This window comes from Klebsiella sp. M041 (assembly GCF_059759695.1).
The window spans coordinates 206,320-231,545 of record NZ_JCAXWU010000001.1; the positions used below are offsets into that span (position 1 = coordinate 206,320).

Genomic DNA, 25,226 nt, shown 5'->3' on the forward strand with positions numbered 1-25,226 from the left:
AGAGAACGCGGCGGGGCTAAACGCCCCGCAAACCCTGTCTCAGCCGCCCTGAAGAGGCGAAAGGCAGTCTGGCGTTGAATGTTTTTTCAGCGCCATTTTTATTTCTGTAGGGCAAGGAAATCCCTACGCAAACGTTTTCTTTTTCTGTTAGAATGCGCCCCGAACTGGACGACAGGGCGTAAAATCGTGGGACGTATATGGTCTGGATTGATTACGCCATTATGGCGGTGCTGGGTCTTTCTTGCCTGGTCAGCCTGATCCGCGGCTTCGTTCGCGAAGCTTTATCGTTAGTCACGTGGGGTTGCGCGTTTTATGTCGCCAGCCACTACTACGCTGACCTGTCTGTCTGGTTTACGGGCTTTGAGGATGAACGGGTTCGAAATGGGATTGCTATTGCGGCGCTGTTTATCGTGACGCTCATCGTTGGCGCTATCGTGAACTATGTGATAGGCCAGCTGGTGGAGAAGACCGGTTTGTCAGGTACCGACAGGGTATTGGGGATCTGCTTCGGCGCGCTACGTGGGGTGCTGATCATCGCCGCTATCCTGTTCTTCCTTGACACCTTTACCGGGATGGCGAAGAGCGATGACTGGCAGCAGTCGCAGTTTATTCCCTATTTTACCCCCGTCATCAGATGGTTTTTTGAATACCTGCAAAGCTCGTCAAGTTTCTTGCCTAAAGTATAGACTTTGGGTCGTTGCTGAACGAGGAAAAGACGTATGTGCGGTATTGTCGGTATCGCCGGTGTTATGCCGGTTAACCAGTCGATTTATGATGCGCTAACGGTGCTCCAGCACCGTGGACAGGATGCCGCTGGCATCATCACCATTGATGCCAACAACTGCTTCCGGTTGCGTAAGGCTAACGGGCTGGTAAGCGACGTATTCGAAGCCCGCCATATGCAGCGTATGCAGGGCAATATGGGGATTGGCCACGTGCGTTACCCCACGGCGGGCAGCTCCAGCGCCTCCGAAGCGCAGCCGTTTTACGTCAACTCGCCGTATGGCATCACGTTGGCGCATAACGGCAACCTGACCAACGCCCATGAGCTGCGTAAAAAGCTGTTTGAAGAAAAACGCCGCCATATCAATACCACCTCAGATTCCGAAATCCTCCTCAATATTTTCGCCAGTGAGCTGGATAACTTCCGTCACTACCCACTGGAAGCGGACAACATCTTTGCCGCGATTGCGGCGACCAACCGCCTGATCCGCGGCGCGTACGCTTGCGTGGCGATGATCATCGGTCATGGCATGGTGGCCTTCCGCGACCCGAACGGCATTCGTCCGCTGGTGCTGGGCAAACGTGACGTAGGCGATGGCCGCACCGAGTATATGGTGGCCTCGGAAAGCGTGGCGCTTGACACACTTGGCTTTGAATTCCTGCGCGATGTGGCGCCGGGCGAAGCGGTTTATATTACCGAGAAGGGCCAGCTGTTTACCCGTCAGTGCGCCGATAACCCGGTCAGCAACCCGTGCCTGTTCGAGTATGTCTATTTTGCCCGTCCGGACTCGTTCATCGACAAAATTTCCGTCTACAGCGCCCGCGTCAATATGGGGACTAAGCTTGGCGAAAAGATTGCCCGCGAGTGGGAAGATCTGGATATTGACGTCGTTATCCCGATCCCGGAGACCTCCTGCGACATCGCGCTGGAGATCGCCCGCATCCTTGACAAGCCTTATCGTCAGGGCTTCGTGAAGAACCGCTATGTCGGCCGCACATTTATCATGCCGGGTCAGCAGCTGCGTCGTAAGTCTGTGCGCCGCAAGCTCAACGCCAACCGTGCGGAGTTCCGCGATAAGAACGTGCTGCTGGTGGACGATTCCATCGTCCGCGGCACCACCTCGGAGCAGATCATCGAGATGGCGCGCGAAGCAGGGGCGAAAAAAGTGTATCTGGCCTCAGCCGCGCCGGAAATTCGTTTCCCGAACGTGTACGGTATCGATATGCCGACCGCCAACGAACTCATCGCCCATGGCCGCGAAGTGGATGAGATCCGCCAGATCATCGGCGCCGATGGCCTGATTTTCCAGGATCTCAACGATCTGATCGAAGCGGTGCGCGCGGAAAATCCGGATATTCAGCAGTTTGAATGCTCAGTGTTCAACGGCGTATACGTCACCCGGGATGTCGACCAGCAGTACCTCGACTACCTCGATTCCCTGCGTAACGATGATGCCAAAGCGGTCCAGCTGCAGAACGAAGTCGAAAACCTCGAGATGCACAACGAGGGTTAAGCCGTTCGCGCGTCGCGGGCCCGCCGTTCCTGATGGACGGCGGGCCTTTTTTTCGCCCGGCAACCGTGCGTCAATGGTTGCGCCAACGGCTATAATCCGGCAAAGTCTGCGGCACGACGCGCAAGGGGTAACTGAACGTGAAACGACTGATTATTGGCATTTCCGGCGCCAGCGGCGCCATCTATGGCGTGCGGATGCTGCAGGTGCTTCGGGATGTGCCGGATATAGAAACCCATTTGATCCTCAGCCAGGCGGCGCGCCAGACGCTGGCGATGGAGACCGACTTTACCGTGCGTGAAGTGCAGGCGCTGGCTGATGTGGTGCATGATGCCCGCGACATCGCCGCCAGCATCTCCTCCGGCTCGTTTAAAACCGCCGGGATGGTAATTTTACCCTGCTCAATGAAAACGCTCTCGGGTATTGTCCATAGCTACACGGATGGTCTGCTGACGCGGGCGGCGGATGTGGTGCTGAAGGAGCGTCGTCCGCTTGTGCTCTGCGTGCGGGAGACCCCGTTCCATCTTGGCCATCTGCGCCTGCTGGTGCAGGCCGCGGAGCTGGGGGCGGTGATTATGCCGCCGGTGCCGGCCTTCTACCATCGGCCGCAAAGCCTGGATGATGTTATCAACCAGACCGTCAACCGGGTGCTCGATCAGTTCGACATTAGCCTGGAACAAGAGTTGTTTACTCGCTGGCAAGGGGCACAGGATTGCACCAAATAGGTGCGTGAAATGTACGCTTGCGCTGCGGTGGTGCAAATTTGTCGCCCCGATCAAATCCTCGACATTTATTTCGTCTTTTTGCGCTCAGGCGCTGCGGTTTCGCCAGTAATGCTGGTATCTTCCCTTTTAAGACAATCTTGCAACTTTATTTTAACAAATTTAACCCTGTTCCCGGCACGCACCGGGAAGATGGCACAAAAACTGCAGGATTGCTCGGCAATCACCATAACAAGCAACGCACCACATCACGACACTTAAGGGTACTGTATGAAGAAGACGATTCTGGCTCTCTCTTTACTCGTGGGAATGAGCAGCACGGCCAGCGTGTTCGCTGCTCTGCCGCAGAGCATTCGCATTGGCACTGACGCGACCTATGCGCCGTTTTCGTCGAAAGACGCGAAAGGGGACTTTGTTGGCTTTGATATCGATTTAGGCAATGAACTGTGCTCCCGTATTAAGGTGAAATGTACCTGGGTCGGCAGTGATTTTGACTCCCTGATCCCCTCCCTCAAGGCGAAGAAAATTGACGCCATCATCTCCTCGCTCTCCATCACCGAGAAGCGCCAGCAAGAGATCGCCTTCTCTGACAAGCTTTATGCCGCCGACTCCCGTCTGATCGCGGCCAAAGGCTCGCCGATCCAGCCGACGCTGGAGGCGCTGAAAGGTAAACACGTCGGCGTGCTGCAGGGCTCCACGCAGGAAGCCTATGCTAACGATCGCTGGCGCAGCCAGGGCGTTGACGTGGTGGCCTATCAAAATCAGGACCTGATCTATTCCGACCTCTCCGCAGGTCGTCTGGATGCGGCGCTGCAGGATGAAGTCGCCGCCAGCGAAGGCTTTCTCAAACAGCCCGCCGGGAAAGATTTCGCCTTCGCCGGCCCGTCGGTTAAAGACAAAAAGTACTTTGGCGACGGCACCGGTATCGGCCTGCGTAAGGACGACGCCGAGCTGAAAGCCGCGTTTGATAAAGCGCTGGGCGAGATGCGCAAAGACGGCACCTACGACAAAATGGCGAAGAAATACTTCGATTTTAACGTCTACGGCGACTAAGACTGCCGCAGGCCCGCGCTATCGGGTGGGCCTGCCGCCATGCTCGTGTAAAAGCCCCGAAAAGGTGCATCGCCAGACGCTGTGGATCATTTTAGTGCAAAGGCGGCCGCTTTTGTGGCTAAAAAATGCATAGTTAAGCGTTTGTGATGCAAAAAAATGGCCTTTCTGGTGCATAAATCTTTGCCCTCAAGGGGCGAATAATGGCACGATAACTGGTGTTAATAGTTCTAATAAACCCGTTAGAATGACAGTCTGTCGAGGATAGTTATGAAAAAACTGGCGTTGTCTCTCTCTTTAGCGCTGGCCCTTTCCAGCGTTTCCACGGTCTTTGCCGCTATTCCGCAAAAAATTCGTATCGGTACCGATCCGACTTATGCTCCCTTCGAATCGAAGAATGCGCAGGGGGAATTGGTGGGTTTTGATATCGATCTGGCAAAAGAGCTGTGTAAGCGTATTAATACCCAATGTACCTTTGTGGAAAACCCGCTGGATGCGCTGATCCCCTCTTTAAAAGCGAAGAAAATCGACGCGATTATGTCTTCGCTGTCGATTACCGAAAAGCGTCAACAGGAAATCGCTTTCACCGACAAACTGTATGCGGCTGATTCGCGTCTGGTGGTGAAAAAGGGCAGCCCCGTGACGCCGGACCTCGCCACCCTGAAGGGGAAGCGCGTGGGCGTGCTGCAGGGCACGACGCAGGAAACTTATGGTAATGAGCACTGGGCGCCGAAAGGTATCGAGATTGTCTCTTATCAGGGACAGGACAATATCTATTCCGACCTGACCGCCGGCCGTATTGATGCCGCTTTCCAGGATGAGGTCGCGGCCAGCGAAGGGTTCCTGAAACAGCCTATCGGTAAAGATTACCAGTTTGGCGGTCCGTCGATTAAAGACGAAAAGCTGTTCGGCGTCGGCACCGGTATGGGGCTGCGTAAGGAAGACAACGAACTGCGTGAAGCGCTGAATAAGGCGTTTGCAGAGATGCGTAAGGACGGCACCTACGACAAGCTGGCGAAAAAATATTTCGATTTTAACGTATACGGCGAATAATTCTCACGCCTCACCACTGCGCGTCCGATTCACGCGCAGTGGTGGATGACAGACAGGGTAGGCAGCATGCTGTATGGGTTTTCACAGGTTATTTTGCAGGGTGCGCTCGTCACCCTGGAGCTTGCGCTCAGCTCGGTCGTTCTCGCCGTCCTGATCGGGCTGGCGGGCGCGGGCGCAAAGCTATCGAGCAACCGTCCTCTGGCGCTGGTGTTTGAAGGCTATACCACACTGATCCGCGGCGTCCCCGACCTGGTGCTGATGCTGTTGATTTTCTACGGCCTGCAAATTGCGCTCAACAGCGTCACCGACGCGTTGGGCATGTCGCAGTTTGATATTGACCCGATGATCGCCGGGATAATTACCCTTGGCTTTATCTATGGCGCCTATTTTACGGAAACCTTCCGCGGCGCCTACCTGGCGGTGCCGAAGGGGCATATCGAAGCGGCCACCGCCTTTGGCTTCAGCGGCGGGCAGACGTTCCGGCGCATCCTGTTCCCGGCGATGATGCGCTACGCGCTGCCGGGGATCGGCAACAACTGGCAGGTTATCCTCAAGGCGACGGCGCTGGTCTCGCTGCTGGGGCTGGAGGATGTGGTCAAAGCCACGCAGCTGGCGGGCAAAAGCACCTGGCAGCCGTTCTACTTCGCCATCGTCTGCGGTCTGATTTATCTGGTGTTTACCACCCTGTCTAATGGCGTACTGCTGCTGCTCGAACGCCGCTATACCGTTGGCGTGAAGAGGGCTGACCTGTGATTGAAATTATTCAGGAGTACTGGAAATCACTGCTGTGGACCGACGGGTATCGCTTTACCGGCGTGGCGATTACCTTATGGTTGCTGATCTCTTCGGTGGTCATGGGGGGCATCCTGGCGGTCTTTCTGGCAATCGGCCGCGTTTCGAGCAATAAGTTCATCCAGTTTCCCATCTGGCTGTTTACTTACATATTTCGCGGCACGCCGCTGTACGTGCAGCTATTGGTCTTTTACTCCGGCATGTACACCCTGGAAATCGTCAAAGGCACTGAACTGCTGAACGCCTTTTTCCGCAGCGGGTTAAACTGTACGGTGCTGGCGCTGACCCTGAACACCTGCGCCTATACCACCGAAATTTTCGCCGGCGCGATCCGCTCGGTACCGGCGGGCGAAATTGAAGCGGCGCGGGCCTACGGCTTCTCTTCGGTCAAACTGTACCGCTGCATCATCCTGCCTTCCGCGCTGCGGATTGCGCTGCCGGCCTACAGTAACGAAGTGATCCTGATGCTGCACTCAACGGCGCTGGCGTTTACCGCCACGGTGCCGGATCTGCTGAAAATCGCCCGCGATATCAACTCGGCCACCTATCAACCGTTCACCGCCTTCGGCATCGCCGCGGTGCTCTATTTAATTATCTCGTATGTGCTGATTAGCTTGTTCCGCAAAGCGGAAAAGCGCTGGTTGCAGCATATCAAACCTTCTTCAACGCATTGAGAACGCCATGTCCGACAATAAATTAAACGTTATCGATCTGCATAAACGCTATGGGGAACACGAGGTGCTGAAGGGCGTCTCGCTGCAGGCGAAAGCCGGGGACGTTATCAGTATCATCGGTTCATCGGGCTCCGGGAAAAGTACCTTTTTGCGTTGTATTAACTTCCTTGAAAAACCGAGCGAAGGCACGATCGTCGTCAGCGGCCAGAATATTGGCCTGGTACGGGATAAAGACGGCCAGCTGAAGGTAGCCGACAAGAACCAGCTGCGCCTGCTGCGCACCCGGTTGACCATGGTGTTTCAGCATTTCAATCTGTGGAGCCATATGACGGTGCTGGAGAACGTCATGGAGGCGCCGATTCAGGTGCTGGGCTTAAGCAAACAGGAAGCGCGCGAACGGGCGGTAAAATACCTGGCCAAGGTCGGGATAGACGAACGTCAGCAGGCGAAATACCCGGTGCATCTTTCCGGCGGCCAGCAGCAGCGTGTCTCTATTGCCCGCGCGCTGGCGATGGAGCCGGAGGTGCTGCTGTTTGATGAGCCGACCTCCGCGCTGGATCCGGAGCTGGTGGGCGAAGTGTTACGCATTATGCAGCAGCTGGCGGAAGAGGGGAAAACCATGGTGGTGGTGACCCACGAAATGGGCTTTGCCCGCCACGTCTCTTCGCATGTCATTTTCCTGCATCAGGGAAAAATTGAAGAAGAAGGGCATCCGGACGCGCTGTTCGGCGCGCCGAAAAGCCCGCGCCTGCAGCAGTTTCTGAAAGGTTCGCTGAAATAAACGGCTCACCCGGCGTCCGCGGGCGCCGGGTGGGATCCACGCTCCAGCCGGTAGATCCAGTCATCGTAATCGACGCCGTTCAGATGATAGGCTTTCTCCAGCACCTGCGTGCGTACAAAGCCCTGCTTCTCCAGCAGGCGCGATGAGCCACGATTCTCTGCCAAAACCCAGGCATTGATAGCCAGCACCCCCAGCGTGCTGAAACCATAATCGCAGATCGCCCGCAGCGCTTCGCTGGCATACCCTTTTCCCTGAGCCTCGGGCAGCAGCGCATAGCCGACGTCGGCCTCGTGCGGATTTTTAGGGCTGATGCGAAGCCCAATATCGCCCAGCGCATCGCCGCGCTGATTACGCAGAACATACACGCCGGGATCGGCGCAGCGACTGGCGAACACGCTGCGCAACGCCTCCTCGCTTAACATTTCGCCCATAAAACGCATCACCTGCGGATCCTGGCGCAGGCGCAGAAAAAAGGGCCAGTCATCGGTAACAAAGCGGGTAAGCGAAAGGCGAGGCGTGGTGATGGTCGTCATAAAGCAGTCAATACAAAGAAGCAAAGGCCTACCTTAGCACTTTACTCCGCCTGTTAACACCGGCGAACCGGCCCGCTGGCGATGAACTCAGGCGCTTCAGGGCGCGGGTTGTCCGGGATAGGGCGACACTGCAGCGCCAGGCTGAGAACATCCAGGCGTGGGGCATTAGCCAGCAGAATGGAATCAGGGGAGCCAATGCCCCCCCGTGTCAGCCATTAACTCAGCACATCCTTTAGCGCTTCGTCGAGATCGTACCAGCGGAAGGCGAAGCCGGCGGCTTCCAGCCGCTTAGGCAGCGCGCGCTGACCGCCGAGCACCAGGACGGCGGATTCGCCCATCAGCAGGCGGATGGCGGCGGCGGGGACGCGGAAAATCGCCGGTCGATTGAGCGCATGACCCAGCGCGTGGGCGAACTGCTCGTTATGCACGGGATAGGGCGAAACCATATTGAACGGGCCGCGCAGATCGTTATCCAGCAGCCACAGAATGCCGTTAACCATATCGTCGATATGGATCCAGGCCAGGTACTGTCTGCCGCTGCCGATAGGCCCGCCGAGGCCGAGCTTAAAGGCTGGGGTCATTTTGCCGAGAATACCGCCCCGCGGCGCCAGTACCACGCCGGTGCGCAGCAGACAGACGCGAGTGCGCTCGCTTTGCGCTTCGCAGGCAATTTGCTCCCAGCGGGCGCAGAGCTTATGGGTAAACTCATTGTGCGGCGGCTCTTCTTCGGTCACCACCACTTCGCCGAGGTCGCCGTAATAGCCGGTAGCTGACCCGCTGATCAGCACGGAGGGAGGGGGGTCGCTGGCGTGGATCAGGCCCACCAACCGCTGAGTGAGATCCCAGCGACTATGGCATAAGCGCTGTTTCTGTTCGGCGGTCCAGCGTTTATCGGCGATGGGCTCGCCCGCCAGATTGATGACGGCATCGATGTCATTGAGGTGGTGATGGCCCTCGAAATCGCGCCACAGCGTGACGCGCGGATCGAGACGGGCGCGGGCGGTATCCGGATGTCGGGTGGAGACCGTGACGCTATGCCCGAGCTCCAGCAATCTGGGTATCAGATGTCGGCCAATCAGGCCGGTACCACCAGTAAGCAGGATCTTCATACCACCTCCCTGACATGGTTAGCGCCGCCAGCTCATGGTCATGGATACCGAGTCGGCATAGCGCAGCGCGTGAAGTTTATCGATCTCCACTTCAGCATATGTGACCCAGTGATGTTCGCATGCGATATTCAGCACATCCTGAGTTAATTTTTCCAGCAGTGAAAAACGACCATTCTCAAGATGGCTGATGATGCGTTTGGTAATGGTGCGGTAGTTCAACGCATCATTAATGTCTTCGCTGTCGCGCGCTTTATCGGCAGGGTAGTGAATGGCCACATTCACCACCACGTCCTGGCGGTTGGCGATCTCTTCCTCTTTAATACCAATAAAAGTACGCAGGCGCAGGTTCTTAATACGAATAATGGCGTCTGGTTGAGACATTGCAGGCTTCCTCCGTGGTGTAAGTCCTGCAATCATACAACAAAGCGCGACGGGCGAGCAGGGGGTTAATAAGACTGAATTTTTAGCATCGCTTCCACTGTCGCCGGCCGCTGCTTAATGCGCTCATACCAGTTATGCACCGCCGGATAGTTCGCCAGATCGATCCGCTGGCGAACATGGCAGTTCACCCAGGGCCAGGCGGCGATGTCGGCGATGCTGTAGTGGTCCCCGCCCAGCCACGGGCTGGATCCCAGGCGGTGATTCAGTACCCCGTAGAGTCGCTGGGTTTCCACCTGAAAACGCTCAATCGCGTAGGGCACGGTTTGCGGCGCTGAGTGGGAAAAATGCTGATTTTGCCCCAGCATCGGTCCCAGGCCGCCGACCTGCCAGAACAGCCACTGTAGGGTGGTATAGCGCGCCCGCAGCTCCCCGCTCAGCAGCTTGCCGCTTTTTTCCGCCAGATAGAGCAGAATGGCGCCAGACTCAAAGACGCTCAACGGCGCGCCGCCGTCGGCAGGCATGTGGTCGACGATAGCCGGAATTTTGTTATTCGGCGAAATCGCCAGAAACTGCGGATGAAACTGCTCCCCTTTACCGATATCGACCCGGATTAGCCGATAGGCCAGCTGCGCCTCTTCGAGAAAGAGGGTGATTTTGTGGCCGTTTGGGGTGGGCGCATAGTAGAGATCGATCATAATATTTCCCGCCGTCGTGGGTCGCAAACTGATCGAGTATAGGTGAAGCTGCGCGACCCGGGAGAAAATCCGCGAGCGGCGCGTCGGTCTGTCGCCAGCCACGCAGCGGGCGAGCAGTGACATCGCCTGTAAGACAGGCTATGTTGGTTTATTGCCCTGTCTACCAACCCTGAGGAAGCTATGAGCCAGCCTGTGATTACCCTGTGGTCCGATGCCGATTTTTTCTCACCGTACGTGATGTCTGTCTATGTCGCGCTGCAGGAAAAGAGCCTGCCTTTTAGCCTTAAAACCATCGACCTGAACCGCGGCGAACATCTGCAGGCCGGCTGGACGGGCTATGCCGCCACCCGTCGCGTACCGCTGCTTGAGGTTGACGATTTCGCGCTGAGCGAGTCTTCGGCGATTACCGAATATCTGGATGAACGTTTCGCGCCGCCTGAGTGGGAGCGCCTTTATCCACACGATCTGCAAAAGCGGGCCCGCGCCCGGCAGATCCAGGCCTGGCTGCGCAGCGATCTGGTGCCCATTCGTGAAGAGCGATCCACCGCCGTGGTGTTTGGCGGAGTGAAAATGCCGGCGCTCAGCGAGGCAGGCAAGCGGTCGGCGGAAAAACTGTTTGCCACCGCGACCACGCTGCTGGCCCACGGCGGGCAAAATTTATTCGGCGAATGGTCTATAGCCGACGCCGACCTGGCGCTGATGCTCAATCGTCTGGTTCTCAATGGCGATGAGGTGCCGGAGGCGCTGGCGGATTATGCGGCGTTCCAGTGGCAGCGGGCCTCAATCCAGCGTTACGTGGCGCTTTCCGCCAAACGCGGAGGCTGATAACCCGCTGCGCTTCCGCTATCATAGAGGCATCGTAACCAGTGGAGATGGAACCTATGAAGCTGATGTTTGCCTCCGATATTCATGGTTCGCTGCCCGCCACGGAACGCGTGCTTGAACGGTTCGCGCAAAGTGGCGCCAGGTGGCTGATCATCCTCGGCGATGTGCTTAATCACGGACCGCGCAACGCGTTGCCGGAGGGCTATGCGCCGGCGGAGGTGGCCGAGCGGCTGAACAGCGTGGCGGAGCGCATCATTGCCGTCCGCGGTAACTGCGACAGCGAAGTGGATCAAATGCTGCTTCGTTTTCCCATGACCGCACCCTGGCAGCAGGTGCTTGGCGAAGGCTATCGCCTGTTTCTGACCCACGGTCATCTGTATAGCCCGGACAATTTGCCGCCACTTGCCGCTGGCGATGTCCTGGCGTATGGCCATACTCATATTCCGGTTGCTGAAAAACGCGGGGCGATCTCTCTGTTTAATCCTGGCTCAGTGAGTATCCCGAAAGGGGGATATTCCGCCAGCTATGGGCTACTGGATGAGGGGCGTCTGCAGGTTTTAGCACTCAATGATAATCAGGTTATTGCAGAGGTCGCAATTTACCCGTAATTTAGCCCTCAATCATAAAGACGCGCCGCAAGAGCGCTTTTAAAGTAAGGTTTCCTGATGGCGGAACAGAATCATTTGGCAAGCACAGAATGGGTCGATATTGTTAATGAAAACAATGAGGTGATAGCACAGTCCAGCCGCGAGCAGATGCGCGCGCAGTGCCTGCGCCACCGGGCGACCTATATCGTCGTTCACGACGGAATGGGGAAAATTCTGGTGCAGCGACGCACCGAGACAAAAGACTTTCATCCGGGCATGCTGGATGCCACCGCCGGCGGCGTCGTGCAGGCTGATGAGCAATTGCTGGAGTCGGCCCGCCGCGAGGCGGAAGAGGAGTTAGGCATCGCCGGGGTGCCGTTTGCCGATCACGGCCAGTTCTACTACGAAGATAAATTCTGCCGCGTCTGGGGAAGCCTGTTCAGCTGCGTTTCCCACGGGCCGTTTGCCCTGCAGGAAGAAGAGGTAAGCGAGGTGTGCTGGTTAACGCCGGAAGAGATCACCGCCCGCTGCGATGAGTTCACGCCCGACTCCCTGAAAGCGCTGGCGCTGTGGATGACCCGCAACGCCGGTAACGAGTATGATGACGCGGAAGAGAGCGAGCGCGAATAATCGCGCGAACGCGTGGCAGCAAACGCTGTTCGCCTCCTGACAAAAAAAGGCAGCCATCTGGCTGCCTTTTGTTTTTCTCTCAGCGAGCGATTACTTCTGCTGCTGTGCTGACTGGATCGCGGTCAGTGCGATGGTGTAGACGATATCGTCTACCAGCGCGCCACGAGACAGATCGTTGACCGGCTTGCGCATACCCTGCAGCATCGGCCCGATGGAGATCAGGTCGGCAGAGCGCTGTACCGCTTTGTAAGTGGTGTTACCGGTGTTCAGATCCGGGAAGATGAACACGGTCGCGCGGCCAGCTACCGGCGAGTTCGGCGCTTTGGATTTCGCGACGTCAGCCATCACCGCGGCGTCATACTGCAGCGGACCGTCGATCATCAGGTCAGGACGTTTTTCCTGCGCCAGGCGGGTCGCTTCGCGGACTTTTTCTACATCGCTACCCGCGCCGGAAGTACCGGTGGAGTAGGAGAGCATCGCCACGCGCGGTTCGATGCCGAAGGCAATCGCGGAGTCAGCGGACTGAATCGCGATTTCCGCCAGCTGCTCTGCGGTCGGATCCGGGTTGATCGCGCAGTCGCCGTAAACGTAAACCTGTTCCGGCAGCAGCATGAAGAACACCGAAGAGACCAGCGAGCTGCCCGGTGCGGTTTTGATCAGCTGCAGCGGCGGACGAATGGTGTTGGCGGTGGTGTGTACCGCGCCGGACACCAGGCCGTCGACTTCGTCTTGTTCCAGCATCAGGGTGCCGAGAACCACGTTATCTTCCAGCTGCTCGCGGGCGACCGCTTCGGTCATGCCCTTGCTCTTACGCAGTTCGACCAGGCGAGCCACGTAGCTTTCGCGTACCACTTCCGGGTCGACGATTTCGATACCGGCGCCCAGCTCAACGCCCTGCGCTGCCGCAACGCGGTTGATCTCATCCGGGTTACCCAGCAGCACACAGGTGGCGATCCCGCGTTCGGCGCAGATAGCGGCGGCTTTCACGGTACGCGGCTCGTCGCCTTCCGGCAGAACCACGCGTTTGCCGGCTTTGCGCGCCAGCTCGGTCAGCTGGTAGCGGAAGGCTGGCGGGGAGAGACGACGGCTGCGCTCAGAGGTCGCGGTCAGCGATTCGATCCAGTCGGCGTTGATGTAGTTGGCGACGTATTCCTGAACTTTCTCAATGCGCTCGTGATCGTCAACCGGTACTTCGAGGTTGAAGCTCTGCAGGCTCAGGGAGGTCTGCCAGGTGTTGGTGTTGACCATGAATACCGGCAGGCCGGTGGCGAAGGCGCGTTCGCACAGCTTGCTGATGCGCGCGTCCATTTCATAGCCGCCGGTCAGCAGGATGGCGCCGATTTCCACGCCGTTCATCGCTGCCAGGCAGGCGGCAACCAGCACGTCAGGACGATCTGCAGAGGTAACCAGCAGCGAGCCCGCGCGGAAGTGCTCCAGCATGTGCGGGATGCTGCGCGCGCAGAAGGTCACGGATTTGACGCGGCGGGTGTTGATGTCGCCTTCGTTGATGATGGTCGCATTCAGGTGATGGGCCATGTCGATCGCGCGGGTGGCGATCAGATCGAAGCTCCACGGTACGGCGCCCAGCACCGGCAGCGCGCTGCCGTTTTGCAGCTGAGCCGGGTCGATCTTCACGACTTTCGCTTTGGATGAGTCGTCGAAGATTTCTGACAGGTCAGGACGGGTACGGCCCTGCTCGTCGACCGGCGCATTCAGTTTGTTGATGATAACGCCGGTGATGCTGGTATTTTTCGCGCCGCCAAAGCTGTTGCGGGTCAGTTCAATACGCTCGTTCAGCTGTTCTGGCGTATCGGTGCCCTGCGACATCACGAAGACGATTTCCGCGTTCAGGGTTTTGGCGATTTCAAAGTTCAGCGCCTGGGCGAACTGATGCTTACGGGTCGGCACCAGGCCTTCCACCAGTACCACTTCCGCGTCCTGAGTGTTCGCGTGGTAGTTGGCGATGATCTCTTCCATCAGCACATCTTTCTGATTGCTGGAGAGCAGAGACTCAACGTGGTTCATCTTCAGCGGTTCAGCAGCGGTGGTGGTGGAGGAGCTGGCGCGAACGATGGTGGTGGTCTGGTCCGGGGCATCGCCGCCGGAGCGCGGCTGGGCGATAGGTTTAAAGACGCTCAGACGAACGCCTTTGCGTTCCATAGCGCGGATCACACCGAGGCTGACGCTGGTCAGGCCTACGCTGGTACCGGTAGGAATTAACATGATAGTACGGGACACGGTATATCCTCTTTCGTTACCGCCAGTATCAGGCGGGATACAAAACAGCACCACCAGCGACCCGTCATACTCCACGTTGCACGTGCGTTGGCTCTACTTGCTCACCCCGGTCGCGTACGCGCTGTACGCGCCGGGGATCTGCTGTGTCGCCGCCTTCCTGCAGCTCGAAGTATTGCGGGTCAGGGCTGGCGGTGTGGAATTATGCGGTCAGACGGCTGGCGTCTTGCGCGATGACCAGCTCTTCGTTGGTCGGGATAACCACTGCAGGACGGGTGCCTTCTTTGTTGATGAAGCCAGACTTGCCGAAGCGGGCAGCCAGGTTACGCTCATGGTCAACTTCAAAGCCCAGTACGCCCAGTTTGCCCAGCGACAGCTCACGCACCATCGCGGCGTTTTCACCGATGCCACCGGTGAAGATCACGGCGTCGAGACGGCCGTCCATCAGCGCAGTGTAGGAGCCGATGTATTTCGCCAGGCGGTGGCAGTAGACGTCCATCGCGCGTTTAGCGTCGGCTTTTTCCTGGTAGTTGTCTTCCACGTAGCGGCAGTCGCTGGTGACTTCGGTCAGGCCCAGCAGGCCGGACTCTTTGGTCAGCATTTTGTTGATGGCGTCAACGCTCATGCCCAGGGTGTCGTGCAGATGGAAGATGATGGCCGGATCGATATCGCCGGAGCGGGTACCCATCACCAGGCCTTCCAGCGGGGTCAGACCCATGGAGGTGTCAACGCATTTGCCGTTACGAATAGCGGAAACCGAACCACCGTTGCCGAGGTGGCAGGTGATGATGTTCAGCTCTTCAACCGGCTTGTTCAGGATCTTAGCGGCTTCCTGAGTCACGTAGAAGTGGCTGGTGCCGTGCGCGCCGTAACGACGAACGCCGTGCTCTTTGTACAGGCTGTACGGCAGGGCGTAGAGATAGGATTCTTCCGGCATGGTCTGGTGGAACGCCGTATCGAATACTGCCACGTTTTTGTCTTTCAGGTGCGGGAAGGATTTCAGCGCTTCAGCGATGCCGATCAGGTGTGCCGGGTTGTGCAGCGGGGCGAAGGACGCGGCGTCTTTAATGCCCTGAATCACGGACTCGTCGATGACTACGGAGCTGGTGTATTTTTCGCCGCCGTGGACGATACGGTGGCCGATTGCGGTCAGCTGAGCAGACAGTTCTGGTTTTTGTGCCAGAATAGTGTTAACGATAAAGTTCAGTGCTTCGCTGTGCGCGGCGCCCGCGCCTAATTCGGCTTCTTGTTTGCCGCCGTCAATTTTCCATTTGATACGGGCTTCCGGCAGGTGGAAGCATTCCGCTAAACCGGACAGGTATTCGTCGCCGTTCACGGCGTCAAGGATAGCAAATTTCAGAGAGGAGCTACCGCAGTTCAGAACCAGTACTAACTTACTCGACATGGAAGTACCTTTTTATGATACGTGGCTAAAAAAACGTCAGTGTGTCATTAGCGTAGCGCAGGATGACCTCGACATTTATGATTAACATCATGCCTTGTTCTGTTTTCAGGCACGATGAGATAAGTACATTTGATTTTATGCCATTTTGCATAATTTTCAGCCAATGGCAGAATATGCGATAATTTGACTAGCCTGGCAAAAGAGTCTATCCGCCCTTTCAGGCGGGCACAGGATACCTGATTGCGGCATCCTTTGCCAAAATCTTTTGAACGATGTCATGCATAGTTGGTGTTTTGCACGAATTTTTTAAGTTTTATATGTAAAGTTGAGGTAAAGCCATGTCGACCCCTGAGAAACGCCCCGTTAGCTTCTTTAGCTTGTTCAACCGCGGGCAGCACTACGCCAAGACCTGGCCTCTCGACAAGCGCCTCGCGCCGGTATTTATTGAAAACCGCATCATTCGTGCCACCCGCTACGCCATCCGCATCATGCCGCCGATCGCCATTTTCACCCTTTGCTGGCAGATAGCGCTGGGCGGCCAGCTGGGTCCCGCCGTGGCCACCGCGCTGTTTGCATTGAGCCTGCCGATGCAGGGGTTATGGTGGTTGGGTAAACGTTCAGTGACGCCGCTGCCGCCTTCCATTCTTAACTGGTTCTACGAAGTACGCGGCAAACTGCAGGAGGCGGGGCAGGCGCTGGCGCCTGTCGAAGGCAAGCCCGATTATCAGGCGCTGGCTGACACGCTTAAGCGCGCCTTCAAACAACTCGATAAAACTTTCCTTGATGATTTGTAATTCACTACGGAAAACGCATATAAAAGAAGGCGCATGATTTATGCGCCTTCTTTATTTCACGCCCTACCGTGCTACAGGAGTCACAACATGGAAATGACCAATGCGCAGCGTCTGATTTTATCCAATCAGTACAAAATGATGACGATGCTAGACCCGGACAATGCGGAGCGCTACCGTCGTCTGCAAACCATCATTGAGCGTGGGTATGGGCTGCAGATGCGTGAACTGGACCGCGAGTTCGGCCAGTTGACGGAAGAAACCTGCCGTACCGTTATCGACATCATGGAGATGTACCACGCGCTACACGTCTCCTGGACCAACCTGAAAGACGCGGAGGGTATCGACGAGCGTCGGGTCACCTTCCTCGGCTTTGATGCCGCCACCGAAGCGCGTTTTCTCGGCTACGTGCGCTTTATGGTCAATGTTGAAGGCCGTTACAGCCACTTTGACGCCGGCACCCATGGCTTTAACTCGCAGACCCCGATGTGGGAGAAATATCAGCGGATGCTGAGCGTCTGGCACGCCTGCCCGCGCCAGTATCATCTGAGCAGTAACGAAATTAACCAAATCATCAATGCCTGAGGGAGGTGCCCGTGCAGTGTAAAGGTTTCCTGTTCGATTTAGACGGGACGCTGGTGGATTCCTTGCCGGTGGTGGAGCGTTCATGGTGCAAGTGGGGGGATCGTTTCGCCATCGACCATGATGAAATTCTCAGTTTTATTCACGGCAAGCAGGCCATTACCTCCATTCGCCATTTTATGCCGGGTCGCAGCGAGGAGGATATCCAGGCCGAATTCCGTTATCTCGAGCAGATGGAAGCCACTGATATCGAAGGCATCGTCGCCCTGCCGGGGGCGTTAGCCCTGCTGAATTCGCTCAATGAGGCTGGGATCCCGTGGGCGATTGTCACCTCCGGCTCGATTCCGGTTGCGCACGCGCGTCACCGCGCGGCGGGCCTGCCGATGCCGGAGGTGTTTGTCACCGCAGAGCAAGTGAAGCACGGCAAGCCGGCGCCGGACGCCTATCTGCTGGGCGCCGAGCGGTTGGGGCTGCCTGCCGGGGAGTGCGCGGTGGTGGAAGATGCGCCGGCGGGGCTGCTCTCCGGGCTGACGGCAGGCTGTCGCACCATCGCGGTCAAGGTGCCTGCCGATGCCCCCCGTCTGGATGAAGCCGACCTTGTGCTGAGCAGCCTGGAAGATCTGCTGGTTGAACGCCAGGCCGACGGCGTGGTGAATGTGCGTCTTAAAGCGTAAACCCATGATTTCGCCCCGCGTCGTCGGGGCTTTTTTATGCCACTATGTCGACTCCCACTTGTGACAAGGAAACGTTGTGAACGGTGAATTGATTTGGGTTTTATCCCTCCTGGCCATCGCGGTTGTGCTGTTTGCTACCGGCAAGGTGCGCATGGATGCTATCGCCCTGATGGTCATTGTCGCCTTTGTCCTCAGCGGCACGCTGACGCTGACCGAAGCTTTTTCCGGGTTCAGCGATCCTAACGTGATCCTGATTGCCGCCCTGTTTATTATCGGCGACGGCCTCGTGCGTACCGGGGTAGCCACCAAGATGGGCGCCTGGCTGGTGAGCGTAGCAGGCAACAGCGAAACCAAAATGCTGATCTACCTGATGCTCACTGTCGCCGGGCTGGGCGCGTTTATGAGCTCCACCGGCGTGGTCGCCATTTTCATTCCGGTGGTCCTTAGCGTCTCGGCGCGGATGAATACCTCCCCCTCGCGGCTGATGATGCCGCTGAGCTTCGCCGGGCTTATCAGCGGGATGATGACCCTGGTGGCGACGCCGCCCAACCTGGTGGTCAACAGCGAACTGCTGCGCGAAGGGCTGCACGGCTTCAGTTTTTTCAGCGTCACGCCGATTGGCCTGGTGGTGCTGATCCTGGGCATCGTCTATATGCTGGCGGTGCGCTTTATGCTGAAGACGGATAATGGCGAATCCGCGCGCGATGGACGAAAAAGAAGCACCTTCCGCGATTTGATTCGCGAATATCACCTCACCGGCCGCGCCCGCCGACTGGCGATCCGACCCGGTTCGCCGATGATCGGTCAGCGGCTGGATGATTTAAAGCTGCGTGAGCGCTACTGTGCCAACGTTATCGGCGTTGAGCGCTGGCGGCGGTTCCGTCGGGTGATTGTTAACGTCAACGGGGTATCTGAATTTCGCGCCCGCGACGTCCTGCTGATCGATATGTCCGCCTCCGATGTCGACCTGCGCCAGTTCTGCGGCGAGCAAATGCTCGAGCCGATGGTGCTGCGCGGCGAGTATTTTGCCGATCAGGCGCTGGATGTGGGGATGGCGGAGGTGGCGCTGATCCCGGATTCAGAGATGATAGGCAAAACGGTGCGTGAGATAGCCTTCCGCACCCGGTTTGGTCTCAATATCGTCGGCATGAAGCGCGATGGCAAAGCGATGGATGGTTCCGTGGTCGATGAGCCGCTGCAGCTCGGCGATATCCTGCTGGTGGTCGGCAACTGGCGGCAAATTGCCCTGCTGGCGAAGCGCGGTCGGGATTTCGTGGTGCTCAATATGCCGGTTGAGGTCGATGACGCTTCGCCGGCCCACAGCCAGGCTCCGCACGCGATTTTCTGTCTGGTGCTGATGGTGGCCCTGATGCTGACGGATGAAATCCCCAACCCCATCGCCGCGATCATCGCCTGTCTGCTGATGGGCAAATTCCGCTGCATCAACGCCGAAAGCGCCTACAAGGCGATCCACTGGCCGAGCATTATTCTGATTGTCGGGATGATGCCGTTTGCCCTGGCCTTGCAGAAAACCGGTGGGGTGGATCTGGTGGTCAAGGGACTGATGGACGTTGCCGGAGGCGAGGGGCCTTATCTGATGCTCGGCTGCCTGTTTGTGATGTGCGCGGCGATAGGCCTGTTTATCTCTAACACGGCCACCGCAGTGCTGATGGCGCCTATTGCCTTAGCGGCGGCGAAGTCGATGGGCGTGTCGCCCTATCCCTTTGCCATGGTGGTGGCGATGGCGGCTTCGGCGGCGTTTATGACCCCGGTCTCCTCGCCGGTCAACACCCTGGTGCTTGGCCCGGGTAAGTATTCCTTCAGCGACTTTGTAAAGATTGGCGTGCCCTTTACCGTGCTGGTAATGGTGGTCTGCGTCCTGCTGATCCCGGTGCTCTTCCCGTTTTAAGGTATGCAGGCCGGGTAGGGGGCGACCGCTGCCCGGCCTGAAAAATTACAGCGGCGAATCCTGGCTGATTTCATCCAGCGACAGCTGGAAGCTCGGGACAAACACCTGCATAAAGTAATCCATCTCCGCGCTGCGCCGCGACGCCAGCGTTTTTTCCAGACGGCCTTTGGCCAGCAGAAATTCGTTGTTGCCCGCCGACAGCTCTTCGAGGCATTTCAGGTAGGCGCAGAGGGCGTCAGCCTGTTTGACGATCGACTGCTCTTCCTCACTGTAGCGATGCTCGTCAATCAGCGGTTCGAAAATATCGCGCAGCTCGTCAGGCACCATATCCACCAGCTTCTGCTGGGCGATTTTCTCAATCGCCTTATATTCCTGGGCAATCTGCGAATTGAAATATTTCACCGGAGTAGGGAGATCGCCAGTTAAGACCTCCGAGGCGTCATGGTACATCGCTAACAAGGCGATACGCTCGGCGTTGACCTGGCCGCCGAATTTGCGGTTTTTGATCGCCGCCAGCGCGTGGGCGACCATCGCCACCTGCAGGCTGTGCTCGGAGACATTTTCAGTGCGCACGTTGCGCATTAGCGGCCAGCGGTTAATCAGTTTCAGACGGGAGAGGTGGGCAAAGAAATGACTCTGACTCATAGGAACCCTTAATCAGTGACAACATCGGGTTCCATTGTGCGCAGGGATCGCCGCCGGATGCAAATGCCGGCGGCGGCACGATTACAGCTGATGGTAGCCGGAGAGGAAGCGGCCAAAGCGGGAGATCGCCATCTCCAGGTCGTCTTCGCGAGGCAGGGTCACAATGCGTACGTGATCCGGCCACGGCCAGTTAAAGGCAGTACCCTGCACCAGCAGCACTTTCTCCTGCAGCAGGAAATCGAGCACCATTTTCTGGTCATCGTGAATATTGAAGCGTTTGGCGTCGATTTTCGGGAACATGTACAGCGCGCCTTTTGGCTTCATGCAGGAGACGCCCGGAATATCGTTGATCAACTCCCAGGCGCGGTTGCGTTGTTCATACAGACGCCCGCCGGGAATGATGAATTCGCTGATACTCTGGTAGCCGCCCAGCGCCGTCTGGATAGCATGCTGGGCCGGCACGTTGGCGCACAGACGCATCGACGCCAGCATTTCCAGTCCTTCGATATAGCCTTTCGCATGTTTTTTCGGGCCATTCAGCACCATCCAGCCCTGACGGAAGCCGGCGACGCGGTAAGTTTTCGACAGTCCGTTGAAGGTCACCGTCAGCAGATCGGGCGCCAGAGCGGCGATCGAGTGATGCTGGGCTTCGTCGTAGAGGATCTTGTCGTAGATCTCATCGGCGAAAATAATCAGGTTGTGCTGGCGGGCGATCTCCACGATCTCCTGCAGCAGCTCTTTGGAATAGACCGCGCCGGTGGGGTTGTTGGGGTTGATGATCACGATCCCGCGGGTGCGAGGCGTAATTTTAGCGCGGATATCGTCAAGATCCGGGAACCAGTCAGAGGATTCGTCACACAGATAGTGCACCGCTTTACCGCTGGAAAGGGACACCGCCGCCGTCCACAGCGGGTAGTCCGGGGCGGGTACCAGCATCTCATCGCCGCTGTTTAACAGCGCCTGCATCGCCTGGACAATCAGTTCGGACACGCCGTTGCCGATGTAAATATCTTCCACGGTGACATCGCGCATTCCCCGCGCCTGGTAATGCTGCATGATGGCTTTACGCGCCGAGTACAATCCTTTCGAATCGCAGTAACCCTGGGCGGTAGGCAGATTGCGGATGACGTCGACGAGGATCTCGTCAGGGGCTTCGAAGCCGAAGGGCGCCGGGTTGCCGATGTTCAGTTTCAGAACCTTATTGCCTTCTTCTTCAAGACGTTTCGCTTCTTTCAGAACCGGGCCGCGGATGTCATAACAGACGTTCTCTAACTTGCTGGATTTTTCGATGGGGGACATGAATCTTGACCTTTTAGCTGTTATCGCCACTCCCTGCCGTGGAAGTCAGCACGGAACAATGTACTCCGCCTCCCCGCTGTTTTGAAGGCTTTGCAGGAGAAGATTTTGCTAACGCAGGATTTTAAGCGTAATTGATTTATCTGCTGCTTGCTGATTTTTCCTGTGGTTTATGCCTTTTCATGGCATTTTTTCGGTCGTCTATGTTGAGGTAGTGCCTTTTTTACCATCATTTATCTGGTTTGTTTGTCGGGTAAACGGGGGGCTGAAGAATGGATGGCCGCAAAAAAACGCTATCCTTAATGTAATAGCGGTTGATTTGTAATCTTGATGTTAAGTAATTTTAATAAAAAACTGTGCGCAAGCGCATTATTATTATTTTTGACAGGTAATAATCTGAGGTTTGTTAATTTATATAAAATGTTGAAAAAAATTTAAAATTAACTCAGTTAATCCTTATTAAGGCTTATAAAAAGGATGGGAATCGGTTAGAATATCGCCGTTAATATCAGTGGTAGTCGGTATGATTTACGGCTGAATTGGTATCTAATATATTGTTATTACAGAATTTTATTGTTCGTTTTTCGCCAAAAAGAAGTCCGGCGAAAGAGAGGCTTTCTCACCACCACTGTGCGATTTCCCGGGGCGACGTATGACGCCTTGCTGGCCGTGGTAATTAATAATAATGAGGAATACGAACAATATATTACTCCGGTGTTCTGCGCATTTGCTCAGATGAGTACTTTGGCATGTAATAACGTTCGTCCAGTTGTTTATCCGCCATCTGACGGTGAGCACAAGGCTCAGGGAATAGCCGGAAACCTGGCGTAAAGCATCAACAAGGCAGGTCAGCGTTAGCCACCTGTAAGTGAAGAAAGATGATTAATACAACACGTCCGATACTCAACCTCGATCTCGATCTGCTGCGCACCTTTGTAGCCGTCGCTGATTTGAACACCTTCGCCGCCGCCGCCGCCGCAGTGTGCCGTACCCAGTCCGCGGTCAGCCAGCAAATGCAACGCCTGGAGCAGCTGGTTGGCAAGGAGCTTTTCGCTCGTCACGGACGCAATAAACTGCTGACCGAGCAGGGCATCCAGCTGCTGGGCTATGCCCGCAAAATCCTGCGCTTTAACGATGAAGCCTGCATGTCGCTGATGTATGGCAGTCTGCAGGGGGGACTGACCATCGGCGCGTCGGAAGAAACCGCTGATACTATCCTGCCGTTTCTGTTAAACCGCATCGGCTGCTTCTATCCCAGAATGACGCTGGAGATTAAAGTCCATCCCCACGCCGTCATCATGGCGATGCTGAGCGGGGGAGAGGTCGATCTGGCATTAACCACCCATCAGCTTCCCGGTTTTACCGCTTTCACGCTGAGAACGTCGCCTACCCTCTGGTACTGTGCGGCGGACTACGTGCTGGCGAAAGGGGAATCGATCCCCCTGATCCTGCTCGAAGAGCCTGGCCCGTTCCGTGAGGACATCATCGCCGCGCTGGAGGCTGCCCGCGTCTCCTGGCATCTGGCCCACGGCGCCTCGTCGCTCTCCGGGGTGAAAGCGGCAGTGAAAGCCGGGCTGGGGGTCACCGCGCGTCCGGTCGAAATGATGAGCCCGGATTTGCGCGTGGCCGGCATTAGCGATGGCCTGCCGGTCCTGCCGGATACCCGGTACGTCGTCAGCTGCAATCCGCAGACGGTGAGCGAACTACCGCAGGCGATTTTTCAGTCCCTGAGCCAGGAGAGCGATCCCTGGCGCGCGGGGCCGGCCCTTACTCCGGAAGAGGGAGGAAGCACCTTCATTTTGTGAGGTTATTTTGCTAACAAAGATCACAAAAACTGGTAACAGAATGTAAGTGTCCAAAAAGAGCCTCAGGGGTGGGTTTCTCGTCTGGTGGCTCTTTTTTTTGCACTCTTATTGATGTTTTGAATCTTTTTTTTATTTCTTTGCAGAAAAATCAGCATATTGGCGTGACCGGGCGCTCACCTTGTCGACTTTTTCCTGCACTTTCAACACTTCCTGCTAATGTTAAAAAACCGGATGGATTGTTGCCGATTTCCTGGGGTAATTAACAAAACCGTGTCGCAGATCAAGAAAATACCCCTCTTTGGGGGGAGGAATCGAGGCTAAATCCTGTCAAAATAGCAGGGATTTTTGATTTACGACGGAAACGGACACGATTCAACAACACTAAAACCGAACAGTATGCAAGGTTATTTCGCATAAAAGGGCATTTAATGTTAATGAAAAGATTCCAATGTAAATTAATGTTATGAAAACTTTTGTTAAAGTTGACAAAAGGTTAAAGAAAGGGGTAAAAAGCCACGGCATCTGGGCTTCTCACATCTTCCAGGGACGCTTTTTTGCACGGTTATTTTTTATTCCTCCCGTGAAACGCTGTGGCGTTCATCTGCCAGTAAGAGCAGAGGGTTTTGGCGCTACACTTTTTTGGTTAAGCAATGCGTATGTCAACATCCACTGAAGTCATCGCTCATCACTGGGCATTCGCTATATTTCTCATCATCGCTATCGGTCTGTGCTGCCTGATGCTCGTCGGCGGCTGGTACCTTGGCGGTCGCGCGCGCGCGCGTAGCAAAAACACGCCGTTTGAATCGGGGATCGACTCCGTTGGTTCGGCCCGCTTACGTCTTTCTGCGAAGTTTTATCTGGTTGCCATGTTCTTCGTGATCTTCGACGTGGAAGCCCTGTATCTCTACGCATGGTCGACCTCCATCCGCGAGAGCGGCTGGGTCGGCTTTGTGGAAGCCGCAATTTTCATTTTAGTGCTACTGGCTGGTCTGGTTTATCTCGTTCGCATCGGCGCACTGGACTGGACGCCTGCGCGTTCCCGTCGCACGCTGGTTAACCCGGAAACAGACAGTCCCACTAACCGTCATATGCAGTAAAAGCGAGGCAATAAGATGGATTATACGCTCACCCGCATAGATCCTAACGGTGAGAACGACCGTTACCCCCTGCAGAAACAGGAGATCGTTACCGACCCCCTGGAGCAGGAAGTCAACAAAAGCGTGTATATGGGGAAACTCGAACACGCGCTGCATGACATGGTGAACTGGGGCCGTAAGAACTCAATTTGGCCGTATAACTTCGGCCTTTCTTGCTGTTATGTGGAAATGGTGACGTCATTCACTGCGGTGCATGACGTTGCGCGCTTTGGGGCCGAAGTTCTGCGCGCCTCTCCGCGTCAGGCGGACCTGATGGTGGTCGCCGGAACCTGCTTCACCAAAATGGCGCCGGTTATTCAGCGTCTCTATGATCAGATGCTGGAGCCGAAGTGGGTGATCTCCATGGGCGCCTGCGCGAACTCCGGCGGCATGTACGACATCTATTCCGTCGTCCAGGGCGTGGATAAGTTTATTCCGGTCGATGTGTACATCCCGGGCTGCCCGCCGCGTCCGGAGGCCTATATGCAGGCGCTGATGCTGCTGCAGGAGTCCATTGGTAAAGAACGTCGTCCGCTCTCATGGGTGGTTGGCGATCAGGGCGTCTATCGCGCCAATATGCAGTCGGAACGCGAGCGTAAACGCGGCGAACGTATTGCAGTGACCAATCTGCGGACGCCGGACGAGATTTAATTTGCGCCTGCGGGCGGGAGAACCACTTCGC

The 25,226-nt window shown here is 56.5% G+C and carries 28 protein-coding genes; 19 read left to right on the plus strand and 9 right to left on the minus strand.

The window, feature by feature from the left end:
• The first annotated feature begins 197 nt into the window (after positions 1-197).
• From cvpA to AC6CWS_RS01020, 3 genes are all read left to right on the plus strand, one after another.
• Positions 198-686 (plus strand): colicin V production protein, encoded by a 489-nt coding sequence (gene cvpA / locus AC6CWS_RS01010; protein WP_023290523.1) that lies wholly within the window; start codon positions 198-200, stop codon positions 684-686.
• A 33-nt stretch (positions 687-719) separates the two neighbouring features.
• Positions 720-2,237: an amidophosphoribosyltransferase gene (gene purF / locus AC6CWS_RS01015; RefSeq protein ID WP_004180758.1), complete on the plus strand. Its 1,518-nt coding sequence runs from the start codon at positions 720-722 to the stop codon at positions 2,235-2,237.
• Between the two features lie 137 nt (positions 2,238-2,374).
• Entirely contained in the window at positions 2,375-2,959 is a 585-nt protein-coding gene (locus AC6CWS_RS01020; protein ID WP_080901560.1) for a UbiX family flavin prenyltransferase, read from the plus strand.
• A 65-nt stretch (positions 2,960-3,024) separates the two neighbouring features.
• Here AC6CWS_RS01020 and AC6CWS_RS01025 read toward each other — a convergent pair whose 3' ends face one another.
• Positions 3,025-3,186: a hypothetical protein gene (locus AC6CWS_RS01025; protein ID WP_032424512.1), complete on the minus strand. Its 162-nt coding sequence runs from the start codon at positions 3,184-3,186 to the stop codon at positions 3,025-3,027.
• A 40-nt stretch (positions 3,187-3,226) separates the two neighbouring features.
• Here AC6CWS_RS01025 and argT point away from each other — a divergent pair, with 40 nt between their 5' ends.
• The 5 genes from argT (at position 3,227) to hisP (ending at position 7,306) form a co-directional block, all read left to right on the plus strand.
• Positions 3,227-4,009 (plus strand): lysine/arginine/ornithine ABC transporter substrate-binding protein ArgT, encoded by a 783-nt coding sequence (gene argT / locus AC6CWS_RS01030; RefSeq protein ID WP_004180753.1) that lies wholly within the window; start codon positions 3,227-3,229, stop codon positions 4,007-4,009.
• A 267-nt stretch (positions 4,010-4,276) separates the two neighbouring features.
• On the plus strand, positions 4,277-5,059 hold the full coding sequence (gene hisJ / locus AC6CWS_RS01035) for a histidine ABC transporter substrate-binding protein HisJ (protein WP_002913209.1): 783 nt from the start codon (positions 4,277-4,279) through the stop codon (positions 5,057-5,059).
• A gap of 66 nt (positions 5,060-5,125) precedes the next feature.
• Positions 5,126-5,812, plus strand: a complete 687-nt coding sequence (locus tag AC6CWS_RS01040) for a histidine ABC transporter permease HisQ (protein WP_023290521.1) — start codon at positions 5,126-5,128, stop codon at positions 5,810-5,812.
• Complete coding sequence (hisM, locus tag AC6CWS_RS01045; RefSeq protein ID WP_002913207.1) at positions 5,809-6,525, plus strand: histidine ABC transporter permease HisM; 717 nt, start codon at positions 5,809-5,811, stop codon at positions 6,523-6,525. Before AC6CWS_RS01040 ends, hisM begins: the two co-directional genes overlap by 4 nt.
• A gap of 7 nt (positions 6,526-6,532) precedes the next feature.
• The gene (gene hisP / locus AC6CWS_RS01050) at positions 6,533-7,306 is read left to right on the plus strand and encodes a histidine ABC transporter ATP-binding protein HisP (protein ID WP_002913206.1); all 774 of its coding nucleotides are present in this window, start codon (positions 6,533-6,535) and stop codon (positions 7,304-7,306) included.
• Positions 7,307-7,311: 5 nt separating this feature from the next.
• Here hisP and AC6CWS_RS01055 read toward each other — a convergent pair whose 3' ends face one another.
• Positions 7,312-7,839 (minus strand): GNAT family N-acetyltransferase, encoded by a 528-nt coding sequence (locus AC6CWS_RS01055; protein WP_080901561.1) that lies wholly within the window; start codon positions 7,837-7,839, stop codon positions 7,312-7,314.
• Positions 7,840-7,967: 128 nt separating this feature from the next.
• Here AC6CWS_RS01055 and AC6CWS_RS01060 point away from each other — a divergent pair, with 128 nt between their 5' ends.
• Positions 7,968-8,075: a hypothetical protein gene (locus AC6CWS_RS01060; protein ID WP_167878903.1), complete on the plus strand. Its 108-nt coding sequence runs from the start codon at positions 7,968-7,970 to the stop codon at positions 8,073-8,075.
• On the opposite strand, the gene AC6CWS_RS01065 is transcribed toward AC6CWS_RS01060, so the two are convergent.
• The 3 genes from AC6CWS_RS01065 to yfcG form a co-directional block, all read right to left on the minus strand.
• Positions 8,055-8,948 carry a TIGR01777 family oxidoreductase gene (locus AC6CWS_RS01065; protein WP_109547085.1) on the minus strand — a complete coding sequence of 298 codons (894 nt, stop codon included), beginning with the start codon at positions 8,946-8,948 and terminating at the stop codon, positions 8,055-8,057. The two genes, AC6CWS_RS01060 and AC6CWS_RS01065, sit on opposite strands and share 21 nt — an antisense overlap.
• Positions 8,949-8,966: 18 nt before the next feature.
• Positions 8,967-9,329, minus strand: coding sequence for a dihydroneopterin triphosphate 2'-epimerase (gene folX, locus AC6CWS_RS01070; RefSeq protein ID WP_002913200.1), 363 nt, complete (start codon positions 9,327-9,329; stop codon positions 8,967-8,969).
• Between the two features lie 65 nt (positions 9,330-9,394).
• Positions 9,395-10,024, minus strand: a complete 630-nt coding sequence (gene yfcG, locus AC6CWS_RS01075) for a GSH-dependent disulfide bond oxidoreductase (RefSeq protein WP_023290519.1) — start codon at positions 10,022-10,024, stop codon at positions 9,395-9,397.
• Between the two features lie 180 nt (positions 10,025-10,204).
• Here yfcG and yfcF point away from each other — a divergent pair, with 180 nt between their 5' ends.
• From yfcF to yfcD, 3 genes are read left to right on the plus strand one after another with little or no spacing between them, the layout of a single operon-like run.
• On the plus strand, positions 10,205-10,849 hold the full coding sequence (gene yfcF, locus AC6CWS_RS01080) for a glutathione transferase (RefSeq protein ID WP_032453600.1): 645 nt from the start codon (positions 10,205-10,207) through the stop codon (positions 10,847-10,849).
• 56 nt (positions 10,850-10,905) lie between these two features.
• Entirely contained in the window at positions 10,906-11,457 is a 552-nt protein-coding gene (gene yfcE / locus AC6CWS_RS01085; protein ID WP_023290517.1) for a phosphodiesterase, read from the plus strand.
• Between the two features lie 57 nt (positions 11,458-11,514).
• Positions 11,515-12,066, plus strand: a complete 552-nt coding sequence (gene yfcD, locus AC6CWS_RS01090; RefSeq protein ID WP_002913197.1) for an NUDIX hydrolase YfcD — start codon at positions 11,515-11,517, stop codon at positions 12,064-12,066.
• A gap of 90 nt (positions 12,067-12,156) precedes the next feature.
• On the opposite strand, the gene pta is transcribed toward yfcD, so the two are convergent.
• Positions 12,157-14,304 (minus strand): phosphate acetyltransferase, encoded by a 2,148-nt coding sequence (gene pta, locus AC6CWS_RS01095; RefSeq protein WP_032453599.1) that lies wholly within the window; start codon positions 14,302-14,304, stop codon positions 12,157-12,159.
• 199 nt (positions 14,305-14,503) lie between these two features.
• Complete coding sequence (ackA, locus tag AC6CWS_RS01100) at positions 14,504-15,706, minus strand: acetate kinase (protein WP_008803940.1); 1,203 nt, start codon at positions 15,704-15,706, stop codon at positions 14,504-14,506.
• Positions 15,707-16,044: 338 nt separating this feature from the next.
• On the opposite strand from ackA, the gene yfbV reads away from it, so the two are divergent.
• The 4 genes from yfbV (at position 16,045) to AC6CWS_RS01120 (ending at position 19,662) form a co-directional block, all read left to right on the plus strand.
• Positions 16,045-16,500: a terminus macrodomain insulation protein YfbV gene (yfbV, locus tag AC6CWS_RS01105; protein ID WP_002913194.1), complete on the plus strand. Its 456-nt coding sequence runs from the start codon at positions 16,045-16,047 to the stop codon at positions 16,498-16,500.
• 87 nt (positions 16,501-16,587) lie between these two features.
• A complete protein-coding gene (locus AC6CWS_RS01110) occupies positions 16,588-17,082 on the plus strand; it encodes a YfbU family protein (RefSeq protein WP_023290515.1) in 495 nt (164 codons plus the stop codon).
• Between the two features lie 11 nt (positions 17,083-17,093).
• Positions 17,094-17,753 (plus strand): sugar phosphatase, encoded by a 660-nt coding sequence (locus tag AC6CWS_RS01115; RefSeq protein ID WP_023290514.1) that lies wholly within the window; start codon positions 17,094-17,096, stop codon positions 17,751-17,753.
• Positions 17,754-17,829: 76 nt separating this feature from the next.
• Positions 17,830-19,662 (plus strand): SLC13 family permease, encoded by a 1,833-nt coding sequence (locus AC6CWS_RS01120; RefSeq protein ID WP_044524269.1) that lies wholly within the window; start codon positions 17,830-17,832, stop codon positions 19,660-19,662.
• Positions 19,663-19,707: 45 nt separating this feature from the next.
• On the opposite strand, the gene yfbR is transcribed toward AC6CWS_RS01120, so the two are convergent.
• Both yfbR and alaA read right to left on the minus strand, forming a co-directional pair.
• Positions 19,708-20,307, minus strand: coding sequence for a 5'-deoxynucleotidase (gene yfbR, locus AC6CWS_RS01125; protein WP_080901562.1), 600 nt, complete (start codon positions 20,305-20,307; stop codon positions 19,708-19,710).
• A gap of 81 nt (positions 20,308-20,388) precedes the next feature.
• Positions 20,389-21,606, minus strand: coding sequence for an alanine transaminase AlaA (gene alaA, locus AC6CWS_RS01130; RefSeq protein ID WP_004201748.1), 1,218 nt, complete (start codon positions 21,604-21,606; stop codon positions 20,389-20,391).
• Positions 21,607-22,481: 875 nt separating this feature from the next.
• On the opposite strand from alaA, the gene AC6CWS_RS01135 reads away from it, so the two are divergent.
• The 3 genes from AC6CWS_RS01135 (at position 22,482) to nuoB (ending at position 25,195) form a co-directional block, all read left to right on the plus strand.
• Complete coding sequence (locus AC6CWS_RS01135; protein ID WP_032453594.1) at positions 22,482-23,408, plus strand: LysR family transcriptional regulator; 927 nt, start codon at positions 22,482-22,484, stop codon at positions 23,406-23,408.
• 650 nt (positions 23,409-24,058) lie between these two features.
• Positions 24,059-24,505 carry an NADH-quinone oxidoreductase subunit NuoA gene (nuoA, locus tag AC6CWS_RS01140; RefSeq protein WP_002913181.1) on the plus strand — a complete coding sequence of 149 codons (447 nt, stop codon included), beginning with the start codon at positions 24,059-24,061 and terminating at the stop codon, positions 24,503-24,505.
• A gap of 15 nt (positions 24,506-24,520) precedes the next feature.
• Positions 24,521-25,195: an NADH-quinone oxidoreductase subunit NuoB gene (gene nuoB, locus AC6CWS_RS01145; protein ID WP_002913178.1), complete on the plus strand. Its 675-nt coding sequence runs from the start codon at positions 24,521-24,523 to the stop codon at positions 25,193-25,195.
• Positions 25,196-25,226 lie beyond the last annotated feature (31 nt).